Here is a 23,073-nt window from a genome sequence, read left to right on the forward strand (position 1 = left end):
GCATTAAAAATAATGACAAAAGTCATAAATATTCAATCGAATAGTTCGATTATAAATAAAAAGTAAATATATTTGCCAATTCGAAAGATAGGGGTTTTGAAATCTTTCAGATAGTAACTTCTTTTGAATAAGTGTGAATAATACGAATAAGAAAAGGTCAAGTTATGAAGCTTTGGGATAAAGGAACCTCTGTAGATAAGCGAATTGAGGATTTTACGGTCGGACGTGATCGTGAGCTGGATGTTTTTCTGGCACCTTTCGACATATTGGGAACTATGGCTCACATTACCATGTTGGAGAGCGTTAACCTGATTAGTGAAGCAGAATTAAAATGCCTATTGGCAGAGCTGAATATTCTCTATCAGAATGCTGTTGATGGTGATTTTATCATAGAAGACGGCATAGAGGATGTACATTCGCAAGTGGAGCTTATGTTGACGCGTAAGCTGGGCGATGTTGGGAAAAAGGTACATAGTGGCCGGTCGAGAAACGATCAGGTATTACTTGACCTTAAATTGTATACCCGCCATCGCATTGAAGAGGTGGTTAAAGCTGTTGATAAGTTATTTGGCTTATTGCAGCAAAAGAGTGAGGAGCATAAAGAGGTTTTAATTCCTGGTTATACGCATTTGCAAGTGGCTATGCCATCATCATTTGGTGTTTGGTTTGGAGCCTTTGCCGAAAGCTTAGCCGATGATCTGTTGTTGGTTCAGGCGGCCTGGCGTACAGCCAATCAAAATCCTTTGGGAACGGCTGCAGGTTATGGTTCATCATTTCCTTTAAACCGGACGATGACCACTCAGTTATTGGGCTTTGAAGATCTGAACTATAATGTGGGTTATGCGCAAATGGCTCGTGGTAAAATGGAGCGAACAGTGGCTTATGCATTATCATCAGTGGCTCAAACAGTGGGTAAACTGGCCGTTGATGGTTGTTTATTTACCAGTCAAAACTTCGGGTTTATTAAACTGCCCGATGAGTTAACAACAGGTTCGAGCATTATGCCGCATAAGAAGAATCCAGATGTATTTGAATTGTTAAGAGCACACTGTAATAAGCTGCAGGCTTTGCCCGAAACCATTGGAATGATAACGGCTAACTTACCAACAGGCTATTTCCGTGATCTGCAATTGATCAAGGAAGTGTTTATGCCGGCTTTTGATGAGATGATTGACTGCCTGGAGATTGCAGCTTTTGCCATCGAAAACATCGAAGTGAAGAAAGATGTGATGCAGGATGAACGGTATAAGCTGGCCTTTAGTGTTGAAGAAGTCAATAAGTTAGTTTTAAGCGGCGTACCGTTTAGAGATGCCTACAAACAAGTAGGATTGGCAATTGAGGCAGGTGAGTTTGAGACCGATGGTCATATTGATCATTCCCACGAAGGATCCATTGGGAACCTTTGTAACGAAAGGATAGAAAGTAAGAAGAATAAGATTGTTAAAGAATTTGGTTTTGAAACAGTTCATGATGCTGTTCAGAACTTACTAAAATAATATTAAATGGCATTATACGAGAAATTGGCGAAGGATGCGGTAGCATCAAGTGATATTGAAAAATCATTGTTTGATAAGTTCAGTGTTAAAAGGGGACTAAGAAATGCCGATTTCTCTGGTGTATTGGTGGGTTTAACTACTATTGGTGATGTAGAAGGTTATGACAAGGTTGATGGTAAGTTAATCCCTAAAGAAGGAAAATTATTTTACAGGGGCGTTGAGCTAAAGGAGCTGGCTAAAGGATTCCAGTCCAAAGGACGACATGGATTTGACGAGACAGCCTATTTACTGCTGTCAGGAAGCCTGCCCAATGACACTGAACTTAAAGAATTTTCGAAGGAATTGGCTGATGAGCGTCATTTGCCACCTTTCTTTTCGAAAAATATGATCCTGTCTTTAAGGGGCAGAGATATTATGAATATGCTGGCGCGTTCGGTACTTGGTTTATATACAGCGGACGAAGAAGCTGAGGATTTATCACCTGAGAATCTGATTAAACAATCAATCAGTTTGATTGCGAAGTTTCCAGTAATTGTAGCCTACTCTTATTTTGGTATGCGCCACTCTTTTCAGAAGCGTTCGTTGGTGATTCGTCACCCGCAGCCACACTTAAGTACGGCCGAGAACTTCCTTTACATGCTGAAAGGAGATAATTACACCAAGTTGGAGGCCGATTTACTGGATTTGTCGTTGGTAATTCATGCTGAGCATGGCGGTGGTAACAATTCATCCTTTACAACGCGGGTGGTAAGTTCGGCACAAACGGATACCTATTCTGCCATTGCTGCAGCATTGGGTTCGTTGAAGGGTGGCTTGCACGGAGGTGCCAACCTGAAGGTGATGGATATGATGGAAAACATCAAGACCAATGTTAAAAACTGGCGCGATGATAAAGAAATCAAAGCTTACCTTCTTAAAATATTGAATAAACAAGCATTTGATAATACAGGTAAGATTTACGGTATTGGTCATGCTATATATACAAATTCAGACCCTCGGGCTGTACTTCTAAAGGAGAAAGCAGAAGCATTAGCAATTGAAAAAGGGCGTTTGGATGAATTTCATTTATATGCAGCCATTGAGCGATTGGCGCCGAAAGTATTTTACGATTTCAAAGGAGCTAATGCCAAAGTTATTTGTGCCAATGTCGATTTTTATAGTGGATTTGTTTACGATTGTTTGCAGATTCCAAAGGAGATTTACACACCCATCTTCGCTGTTTCAAGAATTGCCGGATGGTGTGCTCATCGAATTGAAGAAGTAACTTTCTCAAGCCGTCGTATTATTCGTCCGGCCTATAAAAATGTTTGTGAACGAATTGATTATACAGAATTAGACAATAGATAAATATTAGGATTTTTTGTTGATTGGGTATGAGGGACCGTTGCATGGGGGAGATATGCTAGGTCCCTCTTTTTTTGTCTCAACTAATTGCTTTACCGATGGTATGAAGGATGATATTCTAAATTAAGCTGCTTAGTAATTTACGAGATGGAAAATTTAAATGATAGAATCTACTCTATCACTTTGGGGAATGAAAACTGAAGCTGAAAAGCCACTCAGTAAGCTGCTTGATGGAAAAGCTAAGCTTACGATTTACTATACTCTCTGTGGAATGAAAAAACGGAACCAACAGCCAACTTTATTACCCGCGAGAATGGAAACTTAAGCTGACAACCAACTTTATAACCTGTCAGGAGGAAAAATAGAGCTAACAATCGACTCTACGATCTGCGAAAAAGGAAACAGAAACGATCTACGGTTTCGACAACTTGCGAAGAGGAAAAACAGAACCGTTCAGCGGACTTTATCACTTGTAAGAAGGATTATCGAAACAGCTTATCGGACTTTACAGTTTTCTTGTATGGGAATCTAAGTCGAGTAACTGACTTTTTCATTCGTGTGAAAGGATTGTTTTAGTTGAATTATGGCAATAAATAAAAGTTTAGAGTTGTAATTTATGATATTTAAATGCATACTTATGCGATGTTATGGAAAAATATGCAATAAATATGCAATATGGTTTCAAAAATTGTGTGGAGACATAAATAATTATTACATTTGTGCGGCATAAGGGAAGCCTTATGCATGCATTTATTCCGGCTCAATGGGTAAATGCATTTTTTGTGTAGAAAATATTGTATAAGCATTAAGTTTCAGAAAGGTATGCCTGAAGTACAAAAGATTAAATTAGTGTTGGAAGACGGTTCTGTCTTCGAAGGTAAATCGTTTGGATACCATAAGTCGGTGGCCGGTGAAGTAGTTTTTAATACAGCCATGACCGGATATCCTGAAAGTTTGACTGATCCGTCGTATGAAGGGCAAATCCTTGTTTCTACTTATCCTTTAATAGGAAACTACGGAGTGCCAAAGAATGATACCGAAAACGGTATTCCTAAGTTCCACGAATCCGATCGTATTCATATTTCAGGTCTTATCATCTCTGATTATTCATTCGAGTACAGTCACTGGAATGCTGAGAATAGCCTACGTGAATGGTTAATTCAGAATGAAGTTCCAGGTATTTTTGGAATTGATACCCGCGCATTAACAATGATTTTGCGTGAGAAAGGATCCATGCTGGGTAAAATTGAGGTGGATGGTGAGAATGTTGACTTTGTTGATCCAAACAAAGAAAACCTCGTTGCCAAAGTGAGTGTGAATGAGAAAAAGGTATATGGCAACGGTCAGCACAAAGTAGTATTGGTGGATACTGGTGCAAAAAACAATATACTGCGATGCTTATTGAAACGCGATACAACTGTTATTCGGGTGCCTTGGGACTATGATTTCACGCAGGAAGATTACGATGGAATCATGTTGTCGAATGGCCCAGGTGATCCACAAATGTGTGAGGTTACCATAAAACACATTCAAAAAGCGATGGAGATTGGTAAACCAATCTTTGGTATATGTCTGGGTAACCAGTTATTAGGAATTGCTTCTGGTGCATCGACTTATAAACTTAAGTATGGCCACCGTGCGCATAATCACCCGGTTATCAAAGTAGGTACTGATACTTGTTATATCACCAGTCAGAACCATGGTTTTGCCATTGATAATAATACCTTGAGTGATGAATGGGAGCCATTGTTTGTGAATATCAACGATAAAACCAACGAAGGTATTAAGCACAAAACAAAACCATTCTTCTCAACTCAGTTCCACCCAGAAGCTTCGAGCGGACCAACCGATACTGAGTTTTTGTTTGATGAGCTGATCGCTAATATTGAGAAAAGCAAGCAATAAAGTAAATCAGGTTAGTGCCTGAAGAGATATAGGAGCCCTGCATCAGAACGATGTGGGGCTTTGTGTATTTAAAACGTACAATACCTGATCACATTTATTTGTAAATAATGTTTACTTTCAAATTCAAAACCTAATTATACAAATCTAACATGAAGAACGTCGACGAATACAAATCCCGGGTAAACAAAACGCTGGACTATATTGAATCTAACCTCGATCACCCATTCACATTAGATGAGTTGGCAGCGGCAGCGAGTTTCTCAAAGTATCATTTTCATCGAATATTTATGGGGCTCATTGGAGAAACACCTTTTCATTTTATTAACAGACTTAGGTTGCAGCGTGCCGCCACCTTTTTAATAATGAACCCAAAGATAACTGTTGGAGAGGCCGCTGTTCAGGTCGGGTTTAATGATATCTCTGTTTTTTCACGAAACTTTAAGCTCCACTTTGGTCAATCACCCTCGTCCTGGCGAACGCAGATGATGAAAAAAAGCAATTTGAGTCAAATCAACAGCAATCCCGAAAAAGTAAAGGAGGAGCTAAGCATCTACTTTTGTTCACATACAAAATCAATTAAATGGAAGACGAATATGGAATTGAACAAAAGTATTGAGATTAAGCAATTGCCAGATATGACAGTTGCTTACGTACGACACATTGGCCCATACAAAGGCGATGAAGAACTGTTTAGAGGTCTATGGCAGAAGTTAATGACGTGGGCAGGACCCCGAGGTTTAATGGCGCAACCTGATTTGGTTTCTTTAGCTATTTATCACGATGATCCGAATATTACGGATGATATGAAGTTGAGAACCAGTATTTGCATAACCGTGCCTGACGATACAAAAGTAGATGGAGATGTCGGTAAGATGAAGGTTGAAGGTGGTCAATATGTAGTAGCTCGTTTTGAAGTTCAAACGCACGAGTTTGCTGAAGCGTGGTCTTGGATGTATGCTAAGTGGTTTCCTGAAAGTGGCTACCAGCCGGATGATAAACCCTGTTTTGAGATGTATACAGAAGAACCTAAAGATGGTAAATTTAAAGTAGACATCTGTGTCCCAGTTAAACCACTTTAATCTGAAGTGATTATTTATAGGCCCTGATGTAACAGGGCCTATAATAGAATTAAAACCAACAATGTTTGGATAGCTATGGTAGCTAATCCCACTATCAAAGTTTTGTAATAAGCTGTTTTTTCTGATCTCGACATAATATGGAGTTTTTGTCTTGAAAAATCAAAATACATGCCATAAAACAGAGCTATGTTATAGATAGTCAGTGTTATGTCATTAAAAAATGTTAAAACAGGATCTTGTCTATGAGGGATTAAAAAGGATTCCCATAACTCTGTCCCATTTGTAAACATCTCTTTTTATGATACCTTTATTGGGAGTATATACAACGATATTAACTACAAAAAATAAAGCTATGGATGATCTGGTGCGAATTTTTTCCGATACAGAATTAACAGTAACACATCTAAAAAATTTATTAGCGGATAGTGGGATCGAATCAATGGTTAAGAATGATTTTGAATCAGGTGTCTCGGCAGGATTTGTTGCAGGAACGACCAGCACAGTTGATCTGTATGTTTTAGAAAAGGATCTGGAGCTTGCCCGTCCTGTTGTAGAACAACTGAAGAAGGAACTTAAAAAGTAATTGTTTATGCTGTTGCCTACCGCAGGGGATATTATTAATGCACATCGAAGAATACAGCCCTTTGTACATGAAACACCGGTATTAACCAGTGCGGCAATTAATGAATTGACAGGAGCTAACTTGTTCTTCAAATGCGAGAATTTTCAAAAGGTTGGAGCTTTTAAATATCGGGGAGCCACTAATGCTGTCTTGAGTTTGACAGATGAACAAAAGACAAAAGGAGTTGCTACCCACTCTTCTGGTAATCATGCTGCAGCTCTGGCTTTGGCTGCTAAAATGAACAATACAAAAGCTTACATTGTAATGCCTGATAATTCGCCGGATATTAAAAAAAAGGCTGTTGCGGGTTATGGGGCTGAAATAACTTTTTGCGAACCCACTTTGCAGGCCAGGGAGCAAACGCTTGAAGATGTGGTTCGTCAAACCGGAGCAACTTTAGTGCATCCTTATAATCAATTCGAAGTAATTTGCGGACAAGGAACTGCATCTGTCGAATTATTACATCAGGTTAAGCATCTTGATACAGTTATGGCACCAGTTGGCGGAGGAGGATTATTAAGTGGAACTGCTACTTTTATTAAGGAGACATATCCCGATATTAAGGTAATTGCCGGTGAGCCCCTGAATGCTAATGATGCTTTTCTTTCTTTTAAAACGAAAACCTTTCATCCGGTTGTAAATCCCGATACAATAGCTGATGGATTAAGAACTTCTTTAGGTTCGATTACTTTTGAAATAATAAAAAACAAGGTAGATGATATTCTCACGGTTAATGAGGCTAGTATTGTGGAAGCCATGAGAATGATTTGGGAGCGCATGAAGATTATTATTGAACCATCGTCGGCCGTTCCATTAGCTGCTATCCTTGAAAATAAGAGGCAATTCCAGAATAAGTGCGTTGGGATTATCTTAACAGGTGGAAATGTAGATTTGAATACGCTTCCATTTTAAGTTAAGTGAATAAAGAATGCCTCGCTAAGTACGAGGCATTCAAGGGGAACGTAACAAGCAATTAATTTGCTCTACAGTATGTTGAATTACTGATAGGATTCTTGCGAATGCAATTTCTATGCCGAAAAATGTAAAAAAGAGTTTAATTTCTAATAGTTAACTGACCATTACTATACGAGGTAGCATATGGCTTGAGAGCATATACTGCAGGGCCTTTTATAATATCTCCATATTCTGTTGCGACCAGATATTCTGATTCACATTCAGGACATTTAACAACTGGATTTCCATCTTCAATTATTTCAACAAAGTGATACTTGCCGTCCTCATGTGTATGTGTGCACATCCTGTCGAAAGCATAATATTGGTCACCGCCATTGTTCCACACAACAACTCCATTCACACCAACTACCTGATTACTGCCACTTGGCATTATCATAAACAGGCTTTTCCCTGAATATTGAGGTACAATATTAACCGTTGCAATAAATCGCACATTTGGGATAATATTAACAGAGTCTTTATTGCAGCCAACGGCAAGTATTACAATAAAGAACCAAAAAACAATTTTATTCATGTGGTACCTTTTGTTTTTAAACGCGAATATACCTGTTTTATTGTTGTTTCGAAGTTATCTGTTTTAGCTTAAATGCATACATCTAAAATCTGATAGAACTTAGCATCCTTTGCGTAATGTTTTTTTATAGTTCGTTTAAATTTGGTATTTTGGCTAAATATTCAAACCAGATGTATTATGGATGACATAGGTAATATATTATATATACTTGCAATGCTTGCAGCATTGGTGTTCAGTGCTTATAAAAAGCAAAAACAGTCAAAGAGACAACAACAACCAATGCCTGAGGAAGAACACAGACCGGCATACGATCCAATGGACGAAGATGATGTGCTAACCGAATTAAAAGAGCTTTTTGGCAAACCTAAAGCAGAACCGAAGCCTGTGGTTGAGGAAGCAGTAGTTCAGAAGGTAGAAGTAAAACCAAAACCGCTTGTTATTCAAGATGAAAAGGTAAGTGAAAAAGTCAAACAAGAACCAATACGCTTGGAAGTTTATGATGACGAACCGGAGGGATTCATCTTCGATAAAGAGCAAATTGATTTAAGACAGGCTGTGATATATTCTGAAATTTTGAAGCGACCATATGAGTAGGTAATAGCCTGTACTTTAGTTTTCTACATTAAAGTATTAGAGCTGTGCATTTGTAATTATTGATAACTTTCATATCTTTGTAACAAAGAGTTCTGCGAGATCGGGATTCTTTATTTTTTTATATAATAGCTTAGTAAAACAGAGGAGGATAAAAATGAAATATATAACTGAAGCTGGCTTAAAGAAGCTTAAGGAAGAACTTCATCAATTAGAGACATATGAGCGTCCATCTATTTCAAAACAAATTGCTGAAGCGCGTGATAAAGGTGATTTGTCAGAAAATGCTGAGTACGATGCAGCAAAAGAGGCACAGGGACTGTTAGAGATGCGTATCGCAAAATTGAAAGATACCATTGCTAATAGTCGTATTATTGATGAGTCGCGGATTGATACATCAAAGGTTCAGTTATTAAATAAGGTAAAAATTAAAAACCTTAAAAATAAGGCAACAATGACATATACATTAGTGCCTGAAAGCGAAGCTAATCTTAAAGAAGGTAAAATATCCATTTCAACCCCAATTGCTAAAGGATTATTGGGGAAAGAGGTTGGTGACCAGGTAGAGATTAAAGTGCCTTCCGGTTTAATGACATTCGAAATTATTGAGATATCAATTTAAAGCAATTAGTTTATGTCGAGCATATTCACGAAAATAATAAAGGGTGAGATACCTTGTTATAAAATTGCTGAGGACGATCGCTTTTTCGCCTTTCTGGATATTAATCCTTTAGCGAAGGGTCATACATTAGTGATACCAAAACAGGAAGTAGATTATTTGTTCGATTTAGATGATCAATTATTGGCCGATATGAATGTGTTTGCGAAAAAGATTGCAATCGCTCAAAAAAAGGTGATTTCCTGTAAAAGGGTTGGAGTTGCTGTATTAGGGCTTGAGGTGCCTCATGCGCACGTTCATTTGATACCAATGAATAGTGAAGCAGATGTTAACTTCTCAAACCCAAAGTTAAAGTTGACAACAGAAGAGTTTAATACAATTGCTGATTCTATCAGAAAAGAATTATAGTTGCTCATTAGAAGATATTTTAAAAGGCTGCCTTGAGCAGTCTTTTTTTTGATAAAAACCGAAAAATATATCAGCAAAGCATTATAAAGTGCTTGTTCTGAATGAACATTTGCCTGTTATAATTTTTAAAATTAGGTAGGAAGCTTTGCTACTTCATTAGTATATGGAGGTTCGAAACTTATTTGGGTTTTATCCGATTAATTACTTCTGTATGAAAATGATTAGGCAGAGTAAATAGCTTTAGCTTGGTTAATATTACTAATTAGGTTATTAATTTTTGATTAACGGGTGAATTTTTGGTGTTAAAGCAACTGACTTGATGGTTAAAATACTCTTGGTTCGCCTTTTTTTAATTATGTTTGTAATAGACGGAACAATATTAATTATCAGGCGTATATAACATGGTTGTTGAGCATGTTGGGGAATTTATGTTTGATAACAATTTTAACGGGGATGAAGAAATATCTACTTGGAATAATTTTGCTTCTGATTTGGACGGGAGTAGATAAGGTAAGAGGTCAATATGTTGCTGACGTCACATACACTAAAGTGCAATTTTGTGAAGATGAAAAGGATGGTGCCGGAGCAGTTCTTGTTACAGTAACAATTAAGTTTAAAGTATCTGAAGGATCTTCAACAGACGGTACTTATTCGTTTAAATATACATATAATAGCCAGACATCAAGTGTAAATAATCACGCATCGGAAGATTGGTCACAAGAACTTCCATTTTATGATTCGGACCAAATAATTATAAGTGATTTTTACTTTGTGCCAAACGGAGGTGGTGATGATGTTCAGGGAACTATCAATAACGGATCGACAGATATTCAAATTGATTTGATACCAACCCCTATTATAAATGATCCTATCAGAACTTGTGATTTGGATGTTTATCTAAGTACAACCAAAGAGTTTGATTCCAGTTCAGTACTCTGGCGAATGGAAAATCCTGATCATGATATATACCTTAGTGATCCGACCCTTGTGAATCCTGTCTTTTCGGCTCCTGCCGAAGACGATTACAATGTGTATGTTACGGAAATCCACGGAGAATGCCGTACTGAGGTGATGAAGACAATTCCGGCAGTTTATTCAGCCAGCCCGTCAGGAGGCCCCGTTAGTAACAGTGAGATAATTTGTTCAGGCACACAGGCAACCATCGATCTTGATCTAAATGGAACATTCCCGATAACTGTACAATATGAAGATGGAAGTACTCTTTTTAGTGAAACAGATCAACATCAGATAACCACTCGCATTTTAACAGATAATGAATCGTATAACATAAGCAGGTTAATAGATACTAATGGGTGTGAAACGGATATTAATGATCCTGTGGCAATTCAGGTAGATTTTGTGCCAATAGCCAATGCTGGTGATGATATTAGTGAGTGTTCCAATACAGTTGCTTTATCTGCATCTATAAATGATAATATTACCGGGCAATGGTTTTTTGAATCTGCTCCTGATTATCTTTCTGATCCAACTTCTCCAACATCTCAATTTACAGTGCCTTTAAACCTTCAAAAAACGAAAGAAGAGTTTGAACTAGTGTGGCGCGCTACGAATAAAGATAATGAGGAGTGTTTTAGTGAAGACCTTGTTAAAGTTAAATTAAATAAAGTACCAGAAAGTGAGATTTTAACTGATATCTCAAAGTTGTATCTGGCTAAGGAGTTGGAATTAGAGGCGGTTACCATACCCAATGGTATGATTGGAGTATGGGAGGTTGTAGAATCACCATCGCAAAGTCCAGATATTATTACCCCTAATAATAATGTAACGATGGTAGAAGATCTGGTAACAGGTAATTATTCATTTAGATGGACGGTTTCGAATGGAGATATCTGTCCGGCACCCCATGATATTTTAAATATTACTAACGAAGATATTTATCGTACTACCGGATTTTCACCGAATAATGACGGAGTGAATGACACTTTTATTATTGGAGGAGCTGAGAATGTTAGCAATAGCAAACTTGTGATTTTTGATATTACCGGAGAGGTTGTATTTGAGGTAGAAAACTTCTGCCATGCAGGTACTACAACAGAGGGTGGTTGGGATGGCACACAAAAGAATGGAGAAAAGAAAGACGGAACTTACTATTATATTTTTACCGGTAATGAGATTGATCCGGTTAAGAATTACCTAATCATAAAAGGGAGCAGGGAATGAAACTAATAATTCGAATAACAATCATAGCTTTGACTTTTGTTTGTTCAATGGCTCCAGTTAGTGCTCAGAAAGACATTGTAATGAGCCAATACCTCCATAATCGCTATGCCCTTAATACTGCCTTTGCCGGTAATCGAGAGGTACTGTCGTTGTATGGAGGATATCGTCAGAAATGGACTGGAATCGAAGGAGCACCACGCACAATGCTATTTAGTATGCATTCGGCATTAAAAAATGATAATGTAGCATTAGGTTTAGAGGTATATAATCAGCAATATGGTGTAAATAAACAAACCGGTTTTGCATTTTCATACACTTACAGGCTGAAAATGTCAAATAATCAGAAACTGGCTTTTAGTATCAATGGTGGTGGCGGCTTTTATAATGCAAATTGGTCAGATGTCAATACCTTTGATCCGGTTAGCGGACAACCGGATGATTTATTTCAGAGTAACGAATCTAATTTTGCACCAATTGTTGGCTTTGGTTCAGCATGGTATTCAAATCGGTTTTTTGTGGGGTTTTCAGTTCCAAATTTCTTCTATTACGACCCTTATGTAGATGGTGGAGACTATAGTTTTGCACTTGATAAAGTTAATTACCTGATTACCTCTGGTTATTTGTTTAATGTATCCAAAAGATGGCATTTGCAACCAAGTATCATGGCAAGATATAACTCTGAATTTGGTTCATCAGTTGATGTTAATGCAACAGTAATTTATAATAATCTGGTTTGGGCAGGAATGGCTTATCGAACAACCAATGATTTAGTAGCCATGGTTGCTTATCAGGTGACACCCCAAATACGACTATCCTATAGCCTTGATTATACTACAGGTGAAATTAGTTCGTTTAATAATGGAACCCACGAAATAGCCATTCAATACGATTTTGGTTATAAAGTAAGAACACCAAATCCTAAATTTTTCTAAACCAATCCTATGTGTCAAAGAATTATCTGTAGCGGTTTATTGTTCTTTTTAGGTCTTCAGTTTTTGGGGGCTCAAGGGATCAGTGTTAAAAAGTTACCCTTCAATAAAAAAGAACATAGTGAGATAGCTCCTGTATATCTGGATTCAGTATTGTATTTTAGTTCAAATAAAAATGTTAAGTGGTTAAATAAACCAACAGATCAGGATAATCAAAATTTCTATAATCTCTTTTCAGTGAGGCAGGAAGCTGATTCGTCATGGTTAAACGTGAAACAATATCAGCCTGATTACTTTTCGGAATACCATACATCATCTATAACTTTTTCTCATAATCTTGATGAGGTATATTTTACTGAGGTCCAGTATAAAGACAAAAAGCGTTTAAAGGGTAAAGACCAGAACTTACACGGGGTTTTTCAGGCAACTATTAATAATGGAGAGTACTCACGAGCTAAAAGTCTTCCATTTAATTCCCGACGTAGTTATAACACCGGGCATCCAACTATTTCCACTGATGGGCAATTTTTGTTCTTTGTTTCAGATATGCCTGATGGTTATGGTGAAACGGACATTTATATGTCACAAAGAAATGGTGACGAATGGGGGCCGGCTGTTAATCTGGGTATGTTTGTAAATTCTTCTGGGAAAGAAGTATTTCCGTTTTATCACTCAAGCGGTAAGTTGTATTTTGCTTCTGATGGTTGGGGCGGACAAGGAGGTTTGGATCTGTTTTATACCTATCAGACGGAAGATGGATGGGCTAAACCAATAGCTGTTGATAATTCAATTAATAGTCCGGCAAATGAATTTAGTTGCTTTATCACGGATAATGAACAAAGCGGTTATTTCGCATCAGACAGGGATGGTGATGATGATTTATTTGAATTTACCTATCTGTTTCCAGTGTTTGGCCGTGGTAAAAAACAAAAAGAGAATACTTTCAAATATCGTTTCTACGATGAAATGAATGGCAAAGGAGATGGACCATTAAAATATGTTTGGCATTTTGGTGATGGTCAAACGGCCGATGGAGATACAGTGATTCATCAATATAAAAAACCAGGCACTTATCATGTGCAATCTGTTTTGGTGGATACAATCGAGAATGTTGAGCTGTTTGTTTTGAATGATTTCTATCAGGACGTTAAGAAGAAGGTACAAGTCTATATTAATTGTCCAAATGAAGTAAAATTGGGTGAATTACAAACTTTAGATGCAGCAAAATCACATCTTGGAGACTTTGAGCCTAATGGTTTTTATTGGGAATTGCCTGATGGTTCAAGACAAAAAGGTGAAACAATTCAGCATATTTTTCGAACAAAAGGAAAACACATCATCAAGTGTGGGACAATTAGCAAAACAGACCCACATCATAAAATGTGCTCATATAAAGAAATTAATGTAATCGATTAACTATGTCCAAACTACTTAAGTTGTCTTTTTTGTTATTATTACTTGTAACAATAACAAACGCTCAGCCAGTACCAGGTGCTGACGAGAATATTCCAAATCTGATTACTTTTGGTGCCAATGCTGAAACTTCGTGGGGAGATGATAATTTCTGCCAGATAATTTTCTTTACAGTTCCTAAAAATCATACAGCACCCATTTATATTAAAGTTTACGACCCTGATTGTGGAAATGGAAATGATGAGATTCAGGGAGAATGGAATACTGAAACATCTTATAGTATTTATGGAGGCCAAGGTTCCTGTTCTAATGAGGATGCCAAAAAGTTAAATTTAGATGGTGATTATGACGAAGGAACATTGTTAGCTTCAAAAACCTTTGGGAATGATGCCGAATATGATCAAAAGTGGTACACCTTTGGACCAATTAACCCATCTGAGGGAGAATATCTGCCAGAGGAAGGTGGACATGTATTTAAAGTCATTGTAGAAGGTGTTACGGGTGATGATGGCAACATGTATCAACTTTTTATGAGTACTAAAGAAGATGCGGAGGACGAGGTAGAAGGTGGTTATGCTTTTTATTACAAATACACTGTCCGACTACATGATAACCCAAGAGAAATGTCTCACATTTATCCATATATCAACGATTCAAGTATTGTTTCGATCAAGCAAACAAACTTCGATTGGGATAACGATGGCTGGATCATTGTACGATCGGTTGCAACGGCTGGTCAGATGATGAAAATATCCAAAGATGATGAATGGGCAGCAAGTGTGTATAATATAAAACCAGATGAATATAGCACCTCATTGGATATCCAAATGAAAAAACATCCTTCAGGTAATATCCGAAACAACAATGTGGTGATCTATTTCGAAAACCAATATGGTGAACTTCTGAAATCATATAGTGTACCAATTGGAGGGGTACCTAAATATAAAGGAAGGCCTGCAGCCGAGGAGTTGTAGAGCAGATACTAATTTGACAGTTTTCTTATTCAAAGTGCTTAAAGAATGATATAGCTTTAAATAAACACAACCCTATGAATAAAGGCAATTTAATTTGGCTTCTTTTGCTAATAATCCCATGTATTGGAAAGGCACAATCGTTCGACTTTAAAATTTATAATACATCTGAAGGTCTGGCCGATAACGATATTATTGCACTTGCTCAGGACAAGAACGACTATGTGTGGATGGCAACAGATGAAGGATTAATTCGTTATGATGGGATCGATTATGAGGTCTATACAACAGCAGATTCCCTGGCTCATAATTACATTAATTGTCTTTATTTTGATCGTAATGATCGTCTGTGGATCGGTCATAAAAATGGATTGGTTAGTTATCTGGATAATAACCAGTTTTACAAGGTAAGCATTCCCGAAGCATCACAATTGATAGCTGATGTAACTGAAGATGAGCAAGGTAATATATGGGGCATTGATCAAAAAAGAGGATTATTCAGAATTGATAAAGACGGAGTCGTATCCACTTTTTTTGATCGAAAAATATTCGGAAGGAAAAACTATACTGCGATAAAGGTTTTGTCAGCTGATCAAATACTTGTTGGAACAGCAAGGCAAGGTTTGTTTATTTTTAATTTTAAGAACGATTATCAGTCAGTTGAAATATCAAAAATTGATGGTATACCAAATGTTTGGGTGAATACCATTAAAAAAAGTAAGAAGGATAATAAATATTGGATTGGAACCCGAGGAAAGGGATTCTTCTCTTATCAAATCGGAGTTGGAGAACAAGGAATTAAACACGTAACTGATAATAACCTATGCCGAAAATTTGATATTGAAAGAGAAGAGGTTACTGATGTCTATGAAGAGGCTGAAGGACACCTTTTGGTTTCCACGGTTGGTAATGGAGTTATTCGCATTATCTACGATCCGGTAATTGGATTGTTTAACGATTCGTTTAAGTATTCTAATAATAATGGGCTTAGTAATAACGACGTGCTTGATATACTTTGCGATAGAGAGGGCAATTACTGGTTTGGAACAAAGGGTGGCGGAGTTTCCTTGTTGGTTAATCAATATTTTGTTTTTTATAATCTAGATGAAATAGGTTTTCATTATAAAGCAAGATCTGTTTTAAAGGATAAAGAACAACTTTGGATTGGTCTTGATCGTGGTTTGCTGCAAACTGATCCGATGTGTTTCGATGTGCAATATTATGATGCGCAATATGGAGGAATTCCGAATGATGAAATTGTAGATTTCTGTAAATCTAATGATGGAACACTTTGGGTTGGAACGGCAAACAGCGGCTTATATTATAAAACGACTGGTTCTGATAAATTTAAAGCAAAGACCTATTATACAGATCAATTAGCCTTAAGAATAAATAGATTAGTTGCACACAACAATGAATTATTATTAGCGACTCAACGTGGGTTAATCATTATAGACCTGAAAACAAATGAGATAAAAAATTATCAGATAAAGGATGGTTTATCTCATAACAACATCAACTTTGTTTATATCGATACACAAAGTAATATCTGGGTAGGGCCTAAAGATGGAGGTTTGTGTAAGATTAATCCAGCTATTAACCGGATTGAACGTCATCCAATTAAAGACAATGCCGCTGTTGATGTTACAGGTATGTCAGAAGATCATGAAGGTAATCTGTGGATTAGTACCAAAGGGGAAGGTGTGATTTGTTATGCTGACGGTAAAGTAAAAGATCAGATTACCAGTGCACATGGATTGAAAAAGGATTTCTGTTACGGAATTCAGAGAGATATTAAAAACAGGTTCTGGATTTGTCATGATGGTGGGTTGTCCCGTATTGAAATTAAAAACCGTGACGAAGACAATATCGTAAAGTCATATGGTCATAATGAAGACCTTGGGAGTGAATTTTTTCAGGTCAAACAAGACAACAGCGGAGGTGTTTGGTTTGCCTCTAATGAAGGTGTGGTAAACTATTTGCCGGAGAATGATCGGCCTAATACTGTGGCGCCTATTCTTAATGTGACAGGTATTCAAATTAATGATGAAGAGATTCCTCTTACAAATCGTATCAAGCTAAAATATCCCTATGGTAAAGGAACTTATAAGCTTAGATTGGATTTTAGAGCCATTAGTTTTAAAAATCCTGAAGAAGTTTCTTACCAGATTAAAATTGAGGAAGAGGGTAACGATGAGGATTCAAAGTGGAACAGCCTTGATAATATTAGTTATAAAGAGGTTGATTATTTGAGGCATGGTGACTATAAGATAAGACTTCGCGCTTTTAATGCCGATGGAAAAGAAACAAGCCTGCAAAGAACAATCTTTGTGTCTATTGCAAAGCCGTTCTGGTATTCGATTTGGTTTATTATTTGTTGCGTTTGCTTGGCTATTGCCGGAGTATACGCATTGATAAAATATCGCGAAAAAAGCCTTATCCGGCAAAAACAACAACTACAAAAAGAGGTTGCATCGCAAACAGTCGAATTACGTGAACAGAAAGCAGAAATTGAACGAAAAAACAGGGACATAACCGATAGTATCAATTACGCCAAAAAAATCCAGTCATCTATTCTACCCGCAATGGATGAATTGAATGAAGTATTTCCTGATTCATTTGTTTATTTCTTGCCTCGTGACATTGTGAGTGGTGATTTCTATTGGTTTAATCGTTCTAAAGATTATTTTATTGCTTGTTGTGCCGATTGTACAGGTCATGGTGTACCAGGAGCCTTTATGTCTATGATAGGAACCACTATCTTAAACGATATTTTCAGGCTTCCTGAAATTAACTCTCCGGCTGTAATGTTAGAACGTTTAGATCAGGAGGTTAAAAAGCTGCTTCAGAAAAATGAAGGAAATGAAAGTATGGATGGAATGGATATCTCCGTTTTGGAAGTGCATATTCCTACAAGGCGAATTCGCCTGGCATCAGCCAAACGTCCGGTATATTTAATAATTAATAATGAATTGACGGTTTATAAAGGTAGCAGAAGAAGTATTGGCGATAGCTATGAGGAACAGATAAGTCCTTATGTCAATGTTGAATATAGTTGTCAGAAGGGGGACAAAGTTTACATGTTCTCTGATGGGTATCCTGATCAGTTTGGTGGACCTCTTGGAAAGAAGTTTATGAAAGTAGGTGTTCAAAACCTGATTGAATCAATGCACGATAAGCCAGCAAGTGAGCAGTCAGCGATTGTGAGAGAGAATTTCGAAAAATGGAGAGGTAACCTTGATCAAGTAGATGATGTTTTGTTTATGGGTGTAAAATTATAGATATATTAAGTTAATAAACGTAAATACAAGCTGCTCAATTAGATGCAGATTTTTTTGTGTCTTGTTTACTTATAAAAGTGTTACGTTTTTAACTTTTTGCTATTAACTACTAAAGAAACCTCTAACCAGACATACAATGAAAAACATGGTTTTAGATAAGCTTGTACAAAAAGCAACCCTTATTTGGAGTGACATTGAATCGGAGAAAGAAATTAAAGTTAATGCCCTCAACACAATCAAAAATCGCTTAGCAGCTATTGCAACTCCCTGTGAAGAAAATGAAGTTAAAATTGAAATTGTTAGACAAACTTGTCGTCGTTTAAGAGAATTATATCCCGCATATGCTCAAGCAATAGATGAAATAATAAAGCCTTTTGAGCACCATCTTAAATTTGACAAAATGGCTGTGCTTCCTTTTAAGCAAATTGATGCACTTACCTTTCGGATATTTATGAATCAAAGTATGATGGGATTTGTTAGTTAAGATATTTTGAGTAATAAAAAAGAGGAGCTCCATTACGGATATCCTCTTGTGGTTAATTATTCAAGGGTTAAAATGGAGAACCATCCTAACATATCAGACTATACGAATTGATTAAAAAAAATGGGCTGTGGTTTATCCTAGTATCTGCTTAAACCTTTAGTATATTATGAAAGAAATTCTTAAAGAAAAATACCACAGCCCTTTCTAAACCCATGAGAAACTATTCACTTACGCCAATAGCTAAATACGCTTTCGCATTCAGTAATATAGACACTCAAAAAGTGAAATAGGGTGACAATTAGTCGTATTTTTTCTGTGTTTTATTTCTGCTATTAATGTAATTGTCAGATACGTAGTTGTTTATGTGTCTAATAGATTGAAAATATTTATTTGTAAATTTGCATGCTTGTAAATTAATAGGCATGGGTAGAGAAAGAACACCTCATATTGGCTTGTTTGGAAGGCGAAATAATGGGAAGAGTACTATTATCAATAGGTTAGCTGATCAAGATATTGCAATAGTATCGGATTTTGCCGGAACAACAACAGATCCGGTAAAGAAATCATTCGAAATAACAGGTTTTGGTCCGGTAGTTCTTATAGATACCGCCGGAATAGATGATATTGGGGAGTTAGGATCAAAGCGGGTTAAAAAAACACTTAATGCGATTAACCTCGTTGATTTGGCAATATTAGTTATTGTAGATAATCAATGGGGCGAGTTTGAAGATAGGCTAGTAAAAGCATTTAAGTCAAAGGATACACCTTTTATTATCATTCATAATAAGACGGATTTGTCATCGCTTCTGGACTCTACCATCCAACATGGAATTGATTCCGGGGGCAGTGCTATTTTACCATACAATTCAATTAATGGTAGTATCGAACCTATTATCAATAGTATCAAGAAAACAATACCTGAGTCTGCTTATACAACACCATCATTAGTAGGCGATTTGGTAAAATATGGTGATATTGTATTGCTAATTACTCCAATTGACATTGAGGCACCTGAAGGCCGGTTGATATTACCACAGGTTCAGGCTATTCGCGATATATTGGATAACGATGCCATCTGTATTGTTTTAAAAGAGAGAGAAGTAGATGCTTTCTTGAAGAAAACGAAAATTAAACCTGCATTGGCAATTACTGATAGTCAGATATTCCTGAAAGCTGATGCATCAATCCCCAAAGATATTCCTTTAACAAGTTTTAGTATCCTTTTGGCCCATTTTAAAGGGGACTTTGATAACTACATAAAAGGGACCTCAAAAATTGATGACCTAAATGATGGTGATAGGGTTCTGTTATTGGAGTCATGTTCGCACCATGTAGCTTGTGATGACATAGGACGGGTTAAAATACCAAGATGGATTTCAGCTTATACGGGTAAAAAGTTGGAGTATGATGTAATTGCAGGTTTAGACAAGATAAACAGGCCAATTGATGACTACACTTTATTAATTCAGTGCGGAGGTTGCATGATTACACGGAAGCAACTTTTTAATAGATTGGGTCCAGCTAAGGTGAGTCAGGTAGCAATAACTAACTACGGCATGGCAATTGCTTACGTGCAAGGAATATATGATCGGGCTGTGAAACCGTTTCTTAAAGTTGAGAATCATGATATGTCTGATTATTTGTGATTTAAATTTAGAAGTACGGGATGATCAATGTATAATGGTTAACCGCACATAAGTATTAAAAAAATCGTAGGTTTGTCAATCTGTAACGAAGCAAAAGGAGTAGAATATGATATATAATGCCGGGGAAAAAAAAGCCATTGTTTGCGGAGAAGAAGAAATTAGCTACAATCAATTAAAACTGCATATCTCAGCCTATTCCGAGTTGTTAGACGGATTGACGATCAATCGTCTGGCAATATTTTCTGAAAATCAGATAGGATGGATTTACTCCTTTTATGCTGGATGGTATAATAATGCCACTATAGTTCCGATCGACTTTATGTCTTCATTAGATGAAGTTGCTTACATATTAAAAGATTGTTTTCCTGAGGTTGTTTTTACTTCGAGGGAAAAGAAAGATTTGTTGGAAAGTGCTGTTGAGAAAGCTGGTATCTCTACCAAGATTTTTATAATTGAAGAGTGTAATCAATTTTCATTAGATCAGACCAAGGTATTAGGCGAGATTAACACAGATAATGAAAAGACGGCCGTAATAATTTATACTTCTGGTACAACGGGAAGTCCCAAAGGAGTAATGCTTTCTTATAAGAATTTGCTTGCCAATGTTGATGCCGTATCAAATCAAATAAATATCTACACTGATAGCGATGTGGTGATGATGCTTCTGCCAATGCATCATATTTTTCCATTGATGGGAACCATGATTGCTCCATTATTTGTTGGAGGTACAATTGCAATATCTCCATCAATGGCCTCAGAGGATATTATTAAGACACTACAGAATAATAAGGTGAGTATTATTATTGGTGTTCCTCGCTTGTATTCAGCCATTCGTAAAGGAATACGTACAAAAATTGATAGCAGTGCTATTGCCAGAACTTTATTTAAGATAGCACAGAAGATAAACTCAAAGTCATTTTCAAAAACTATATTTAAGTCAGCTCACCAGAAGTTCGGTGGAGCTGTTAAATATATGGTGTGTGGAGGTGCTGCTTTAGATCCTGAAGTTGGAGGTGATTTTAAAACGTTGGGTTTTGAGGTACTCGAGGGATTTGGAATGACAGAAGCGGCTCCAATGATTACTTTTACGCGCCCTGGTCGGGTAAGGATTGGAAGTCCGGGAGAAGCTTTGCCACAGGCAGATATTGAGATTCGGGACGGGGAAATATTGGTAAAAGGCCCCAATGTTATGCAAGGCTACTTTAACAGGCCGGAAGAAACAGCCGAAGTTTTGAAGGATGGCTGGTTATATACAGGCGATCTTGGTCGTATTGATAGTGATGGCTACTTGTATATTACCGGACGAAAGAAAGAGATTATCGTATTGTCGAATGGTAAAAACATAAATCCTGCTGAAATAGAGGCGAAAATTGAGAATCGGGCAGCGTGCGTTGCAGAGATTGGAGTTTATGCCGATTTAGATCAGATTAAGGCTGTTATTGTGCCTAACAGAGCTGAAATGGTAGGTTTGTCATCTGAGCAGGTTTTAGACAAATTACGATGGGAAGTGGTTGATGTGTATAACCAGTCTGTTTCACCATATAAAAAGATAATGGACTTTTCTGTGACAGATACTGAACTACCAAGAACCCGTCTTGGTAAGTTGCAGCGTTTCAAATTAACCGAATTAGCTGAAAGTAAGCCTGAAATTGAAGAACAAGTTGAGGAGGTAAAACTTGAAGAATATAATATAGTTGCCGACTTCATTGCTAGTGAGAAAAATTGCAATGTCCGGCCAAGTGATCACATCGAATATGATTTAGCGATGGATTCACTTGATAAGGTTGGTTTATTAGTGTTTATTCAATCAACATTTGGTATTGAAATGGAGGTGGATCAATTGGTAAGTTATGCATCAGTATTCGAGCTAAGTGAGTTTATTGCTGATAAGCGAACAAAAATGACTGTTGAAAAAATCAATTGGTCAAAAATTCTCAAGGAAAAGGTCAATCTGCAACTACCAAAAACGTGGTTGACAGGAACAATATTCTTGAAATTATCCAAGTATTTCTTCTATTTGTATTTTCGTTTCAGAGGAAAGGGAGCGGTCAACATTCCTGAAGGACCATGTATTATTGCTCCAAATCACCAAAGTTATTTCGACGGGTTATTTGTTGCGTCTTGGCTTAAAAATAAATACGCTCGAAATACCTACTTTTATGCGAAGGAGAAGCATGTAAAATCACGTTTTCTTAAATACTTTGCTAACCGTCATCATATTATTATTATGGATTTGAATAAAGATTTGAAAGAATCAATTCAAAAGATGGGTGAAGCATTAAAGAAGAAAAAGAAACTGATCATTTTCCCTGAAGGAACCCGTTCTTTAGATGGAACACTTGGTGAATTTAAGAAAACATTTGCCATCCTGAGTCGGGAGTTAAATGTTCCTATAGTGCCTGTTTCTATAAAAGGAGCAGTTAACGCATTGCCTCGTGGTTCTAAATTTCCGCGTCCATTCAAAAAGGTTAGTGTTGAATTTCTGAAACCTGTGTATCCAAGCGGTGAGTCCTATGAAGCGTTGACCGAGTTGGTTTATGACAGTATATCCCTTAATCAGCAGGTTGCTAAGTACTAATTGTTGTTTAATCAGGTTTTGATTTACCTGGCTCTAA

General features: G+C 37.0%; 18 protein-coding genes. 17 read left to right on the top strand and 1 reads right to left on the bottom strand.

The window, feature by feature from the left end; genetic code table 11:
* Positions 1-164 precede the first annotated feature (164 nt).
* From argH to AC4MRQ_RS04545, 6 genes are all read left to right on the top strand, one after another.
* A complete protein-coding gene (gene argH, locus AC4MRQ_RS04520; RefSeq protein WP_491196459.1) occupies positions 165-1,496 on the top strand; it encodes an argininosuccinate lyase in 1,332 nt (443 codons plus the stop codon).
* A 6-nt stretch (positions 1,497-1,502) separates the two neighbouring features.
* Positions 1,503-2,843: a citrate/2-methylcitrate synthase gene (locus tag AC4MRQ_RS04525; protein ID WP_491196460.1), complete on the top strand. Its 1,341-nt coding sequence runs from the start codon at positions 1,503-1,505 to the stop codon at positions 2,841-2,843.
* Between the two features lie 819 nt (positions 2,844-3,662).
* The gene (gene carA, locus AC4MRQ_RS04530) at positions 3,663-4,745 is read left to right on the top strand and encodes a glutamine-hydrolyzing carbamoyl-phosphate synthase small subunit (protein ID WP_491196461.1); all 1,083 of its coding nucleotides are present in this window, start codon (positions 3,663-3,665) and stop codon (positions 4,743-4,745) included.
* A gap of 149 nt (positions 4,746-4,894) precedes the next feature.
* Entirely contained in the window at positions 4,895-5,824 is a 930-nt protein-coding gene (locus tag AC4MRQ_RS04535; protein ID WP_491196462.1) for an AraC family transcriptional regulator, read from the top strand.
* 298 nt (positions 5,825-6,122) lie between these two features.
* The gene (locus AC4MRQ_RS04540) at positions 6,123-6,407 is read left to right on the top strand and encodes a putative signal transducing protein (protein WP_491196463.1); all 285 of its coding nucleotides are present in this window, start codon (positions 6,123-6,125) and stop codon (positions 6,405-6,407) included.
* 6 nt (positions 6,408-6,413) lie between these two features.
* Complete coding sequence (locus AC4MRQ_RS04545) at positions 6,414-7,358, top strand: pyridoxal-phosphate dependent enzyme (protein WP_491196464.1); 945 nt, start codon at positions 6,414-6,416, stop codon at positions 7,356-7,358.
* Positions 7,359-7,500: 142 nt separating this feature from the next.
* On the opposite strand, the gene AC4MRQ_RS04550 is transcribed toward AC4MRQ_RS04545, so the two are convergent.
* Positions 7,501-7,935 (bottom strand): Rieske (2Fe-2S) protein, encoded by a 435-nt coding sequence (locus AC4MRQ_RS04550; protein WP_491196465.1) that lies wholly within the window; start codon positions 7,933-7,935, stop codon positions 7,501-7,503.
* Positions 7,936-8,112: 177 nt separating this feature from the next.
* On the opposite strand from AC4MRQ_RS04550, the gene AC4MRQ_RS04555 reads away from it, so the two are divergent.
* The 11 genes from AC4MRQ_RS04555 (at position 8,113) to AC4MRQ_RS04605 (ending at position 23,036) form a co-directional block, all read left to right on the top strand.
* A complete protein-coding gene (locus AC4MRQ_RS04555) occupies positions 8,113-8,529 on the top strand; it encodes a hypothetical protein (protein WP_491196466.1) in 417 nt (138 codons plus the stop codon).
* A 154-nt stretch (positions 8,530-8,683) separates the two neighbouring features.
* A complete protein-coding gene (gene greA / locus AC4MRQ_RS04560) occupies positions 8,684-9,148 on the top strand; it encodes a transcription elongation factor GreA (protein WP_491196467.1) in 465 nt (154 codons plus the stop codon).
* A 12-nt stretch (positions 9,149-9,160) separates the two neighbouring features.
* Positions 9,161-9,553, top strand: coding sequence for an HIT family protein (locus AC4MRQ_RS04565; protein WP_491196468.1), 393 nt, complete (start codon positions 9,161-9,163; stop codon positions 9,551-9,553).
* Between the two features lie 453 nt (positions 9,554-10,006).
* The gene (locus AC4MRQ_RS04570; RefSeq protein ID WP_491196469.1) at positions 10,007-11,734 is read left to right on the top strand and encodes a T9SS type B sorting domain-containing protein; all 1,728 of its coding nucleotides are present in this window, start codon (positions 10,007-10,009) and stop codon (positions 11,732-11,734) included.
* Positions 11,731-12,666 (top strand): PorP/SprF family type IX secretion system membrane protein, encoded by a 936-nt coding sequence (locus tag AC4MRQ_RS04575; RefSeq protein ID WP_491196470.1) that lies wholly within the window; start codon positions 11,731-11,733, stop codon positions 12,664-12,666. The genes AC4MRQ_RS04570 and AC4MRQ_RS04575 overlap by 4 nt, the downstream gene beginning before the upstream one ends.
* 9 nt (positions 12,667-12,675) lie before the next feature.
* Positions 12,676-14,079, top strand: coding sequence for a PKD domain-containing protein (locus AC4MRQ_RS04580; protein WP_491196471.1), 1,404 nt, complete (start codon positions 12,676-12,678; stop codon positions 14,077-14,079).
* A 2-nt stretch (positions 14,080-14,081) separates the two neighbouring features.
* Positions 14,082-15,050 carry a hypothetical protein gene (locus AC4MRQ_RS04585; protein ID WP_491196472.1) on the top strand — a complete coding sequence of 323 codons (969 nt, stop codon included), beginning with the start codon at positions 14,082-14,084 and terminating at the stop codon, positions 15,048-15,050.
* A 74-nt stretch (positions 15,051-15,124) separates the two neighbouring features.
* Positions 15,125-18,328, top strand: a complete 3,204-nt coding sequence (locus AC4MRQ_RS04590) for a two-component regulator propeller domain-containing protein (RefSeq protein ID WP_491196473.1) — start codon at positions 15,125-15,127, stop codon at positions 18,326-18,328.
* Positions 18,329-18,464: 136 nt separating this feature from the next.
* The gene (locus tag AC4MRQ_RS04595; RefSeq protein ID WP_491196474.1) at positions 18,465-18,812 is read left to right on the top strand and encodes a hypothetical protein; all 348 of its coding nucleotides are present in this window, start codon (positions 18,465-18,467) and stop codon (positions 18,810-18,812) included.
* A 422-nt stretch (positions 18,813-19,234) separates the two neighbouring features.
* Positions 19,235-20,458, top strand: coding sequence for a [FeFe] hydrogenase H-cluster maturation GTPase HydF (gene hydF / locus AC4MRQ_RS04600; protein ID WP_491196475.1), 1,224 nt, complete (start codon positions 19,235-19,237; stop codon positions 20,456-20,458).
* 106 nt (positions 20,459-20,564) lie between these two features.
* Positions 20,565-23,036 carry an AMP-binding protein gene (locus AC4MRQ_RS04605; RefSeq protein WP_491196476.1) on the top strand — a complete coding sequence of 824 codons (2,472 nt, stop codon included), beginning with the start codon at positions 20,565-20,567 and terminating at the stop codon, positions 23,034-23,036.
* The last annotated feature ends 37 nt before the right edge of the window (positions 23,037-23,073 follow it).

It is taken from the genome of Carboxylicivirga sp., from assembly GCF_982718395.1.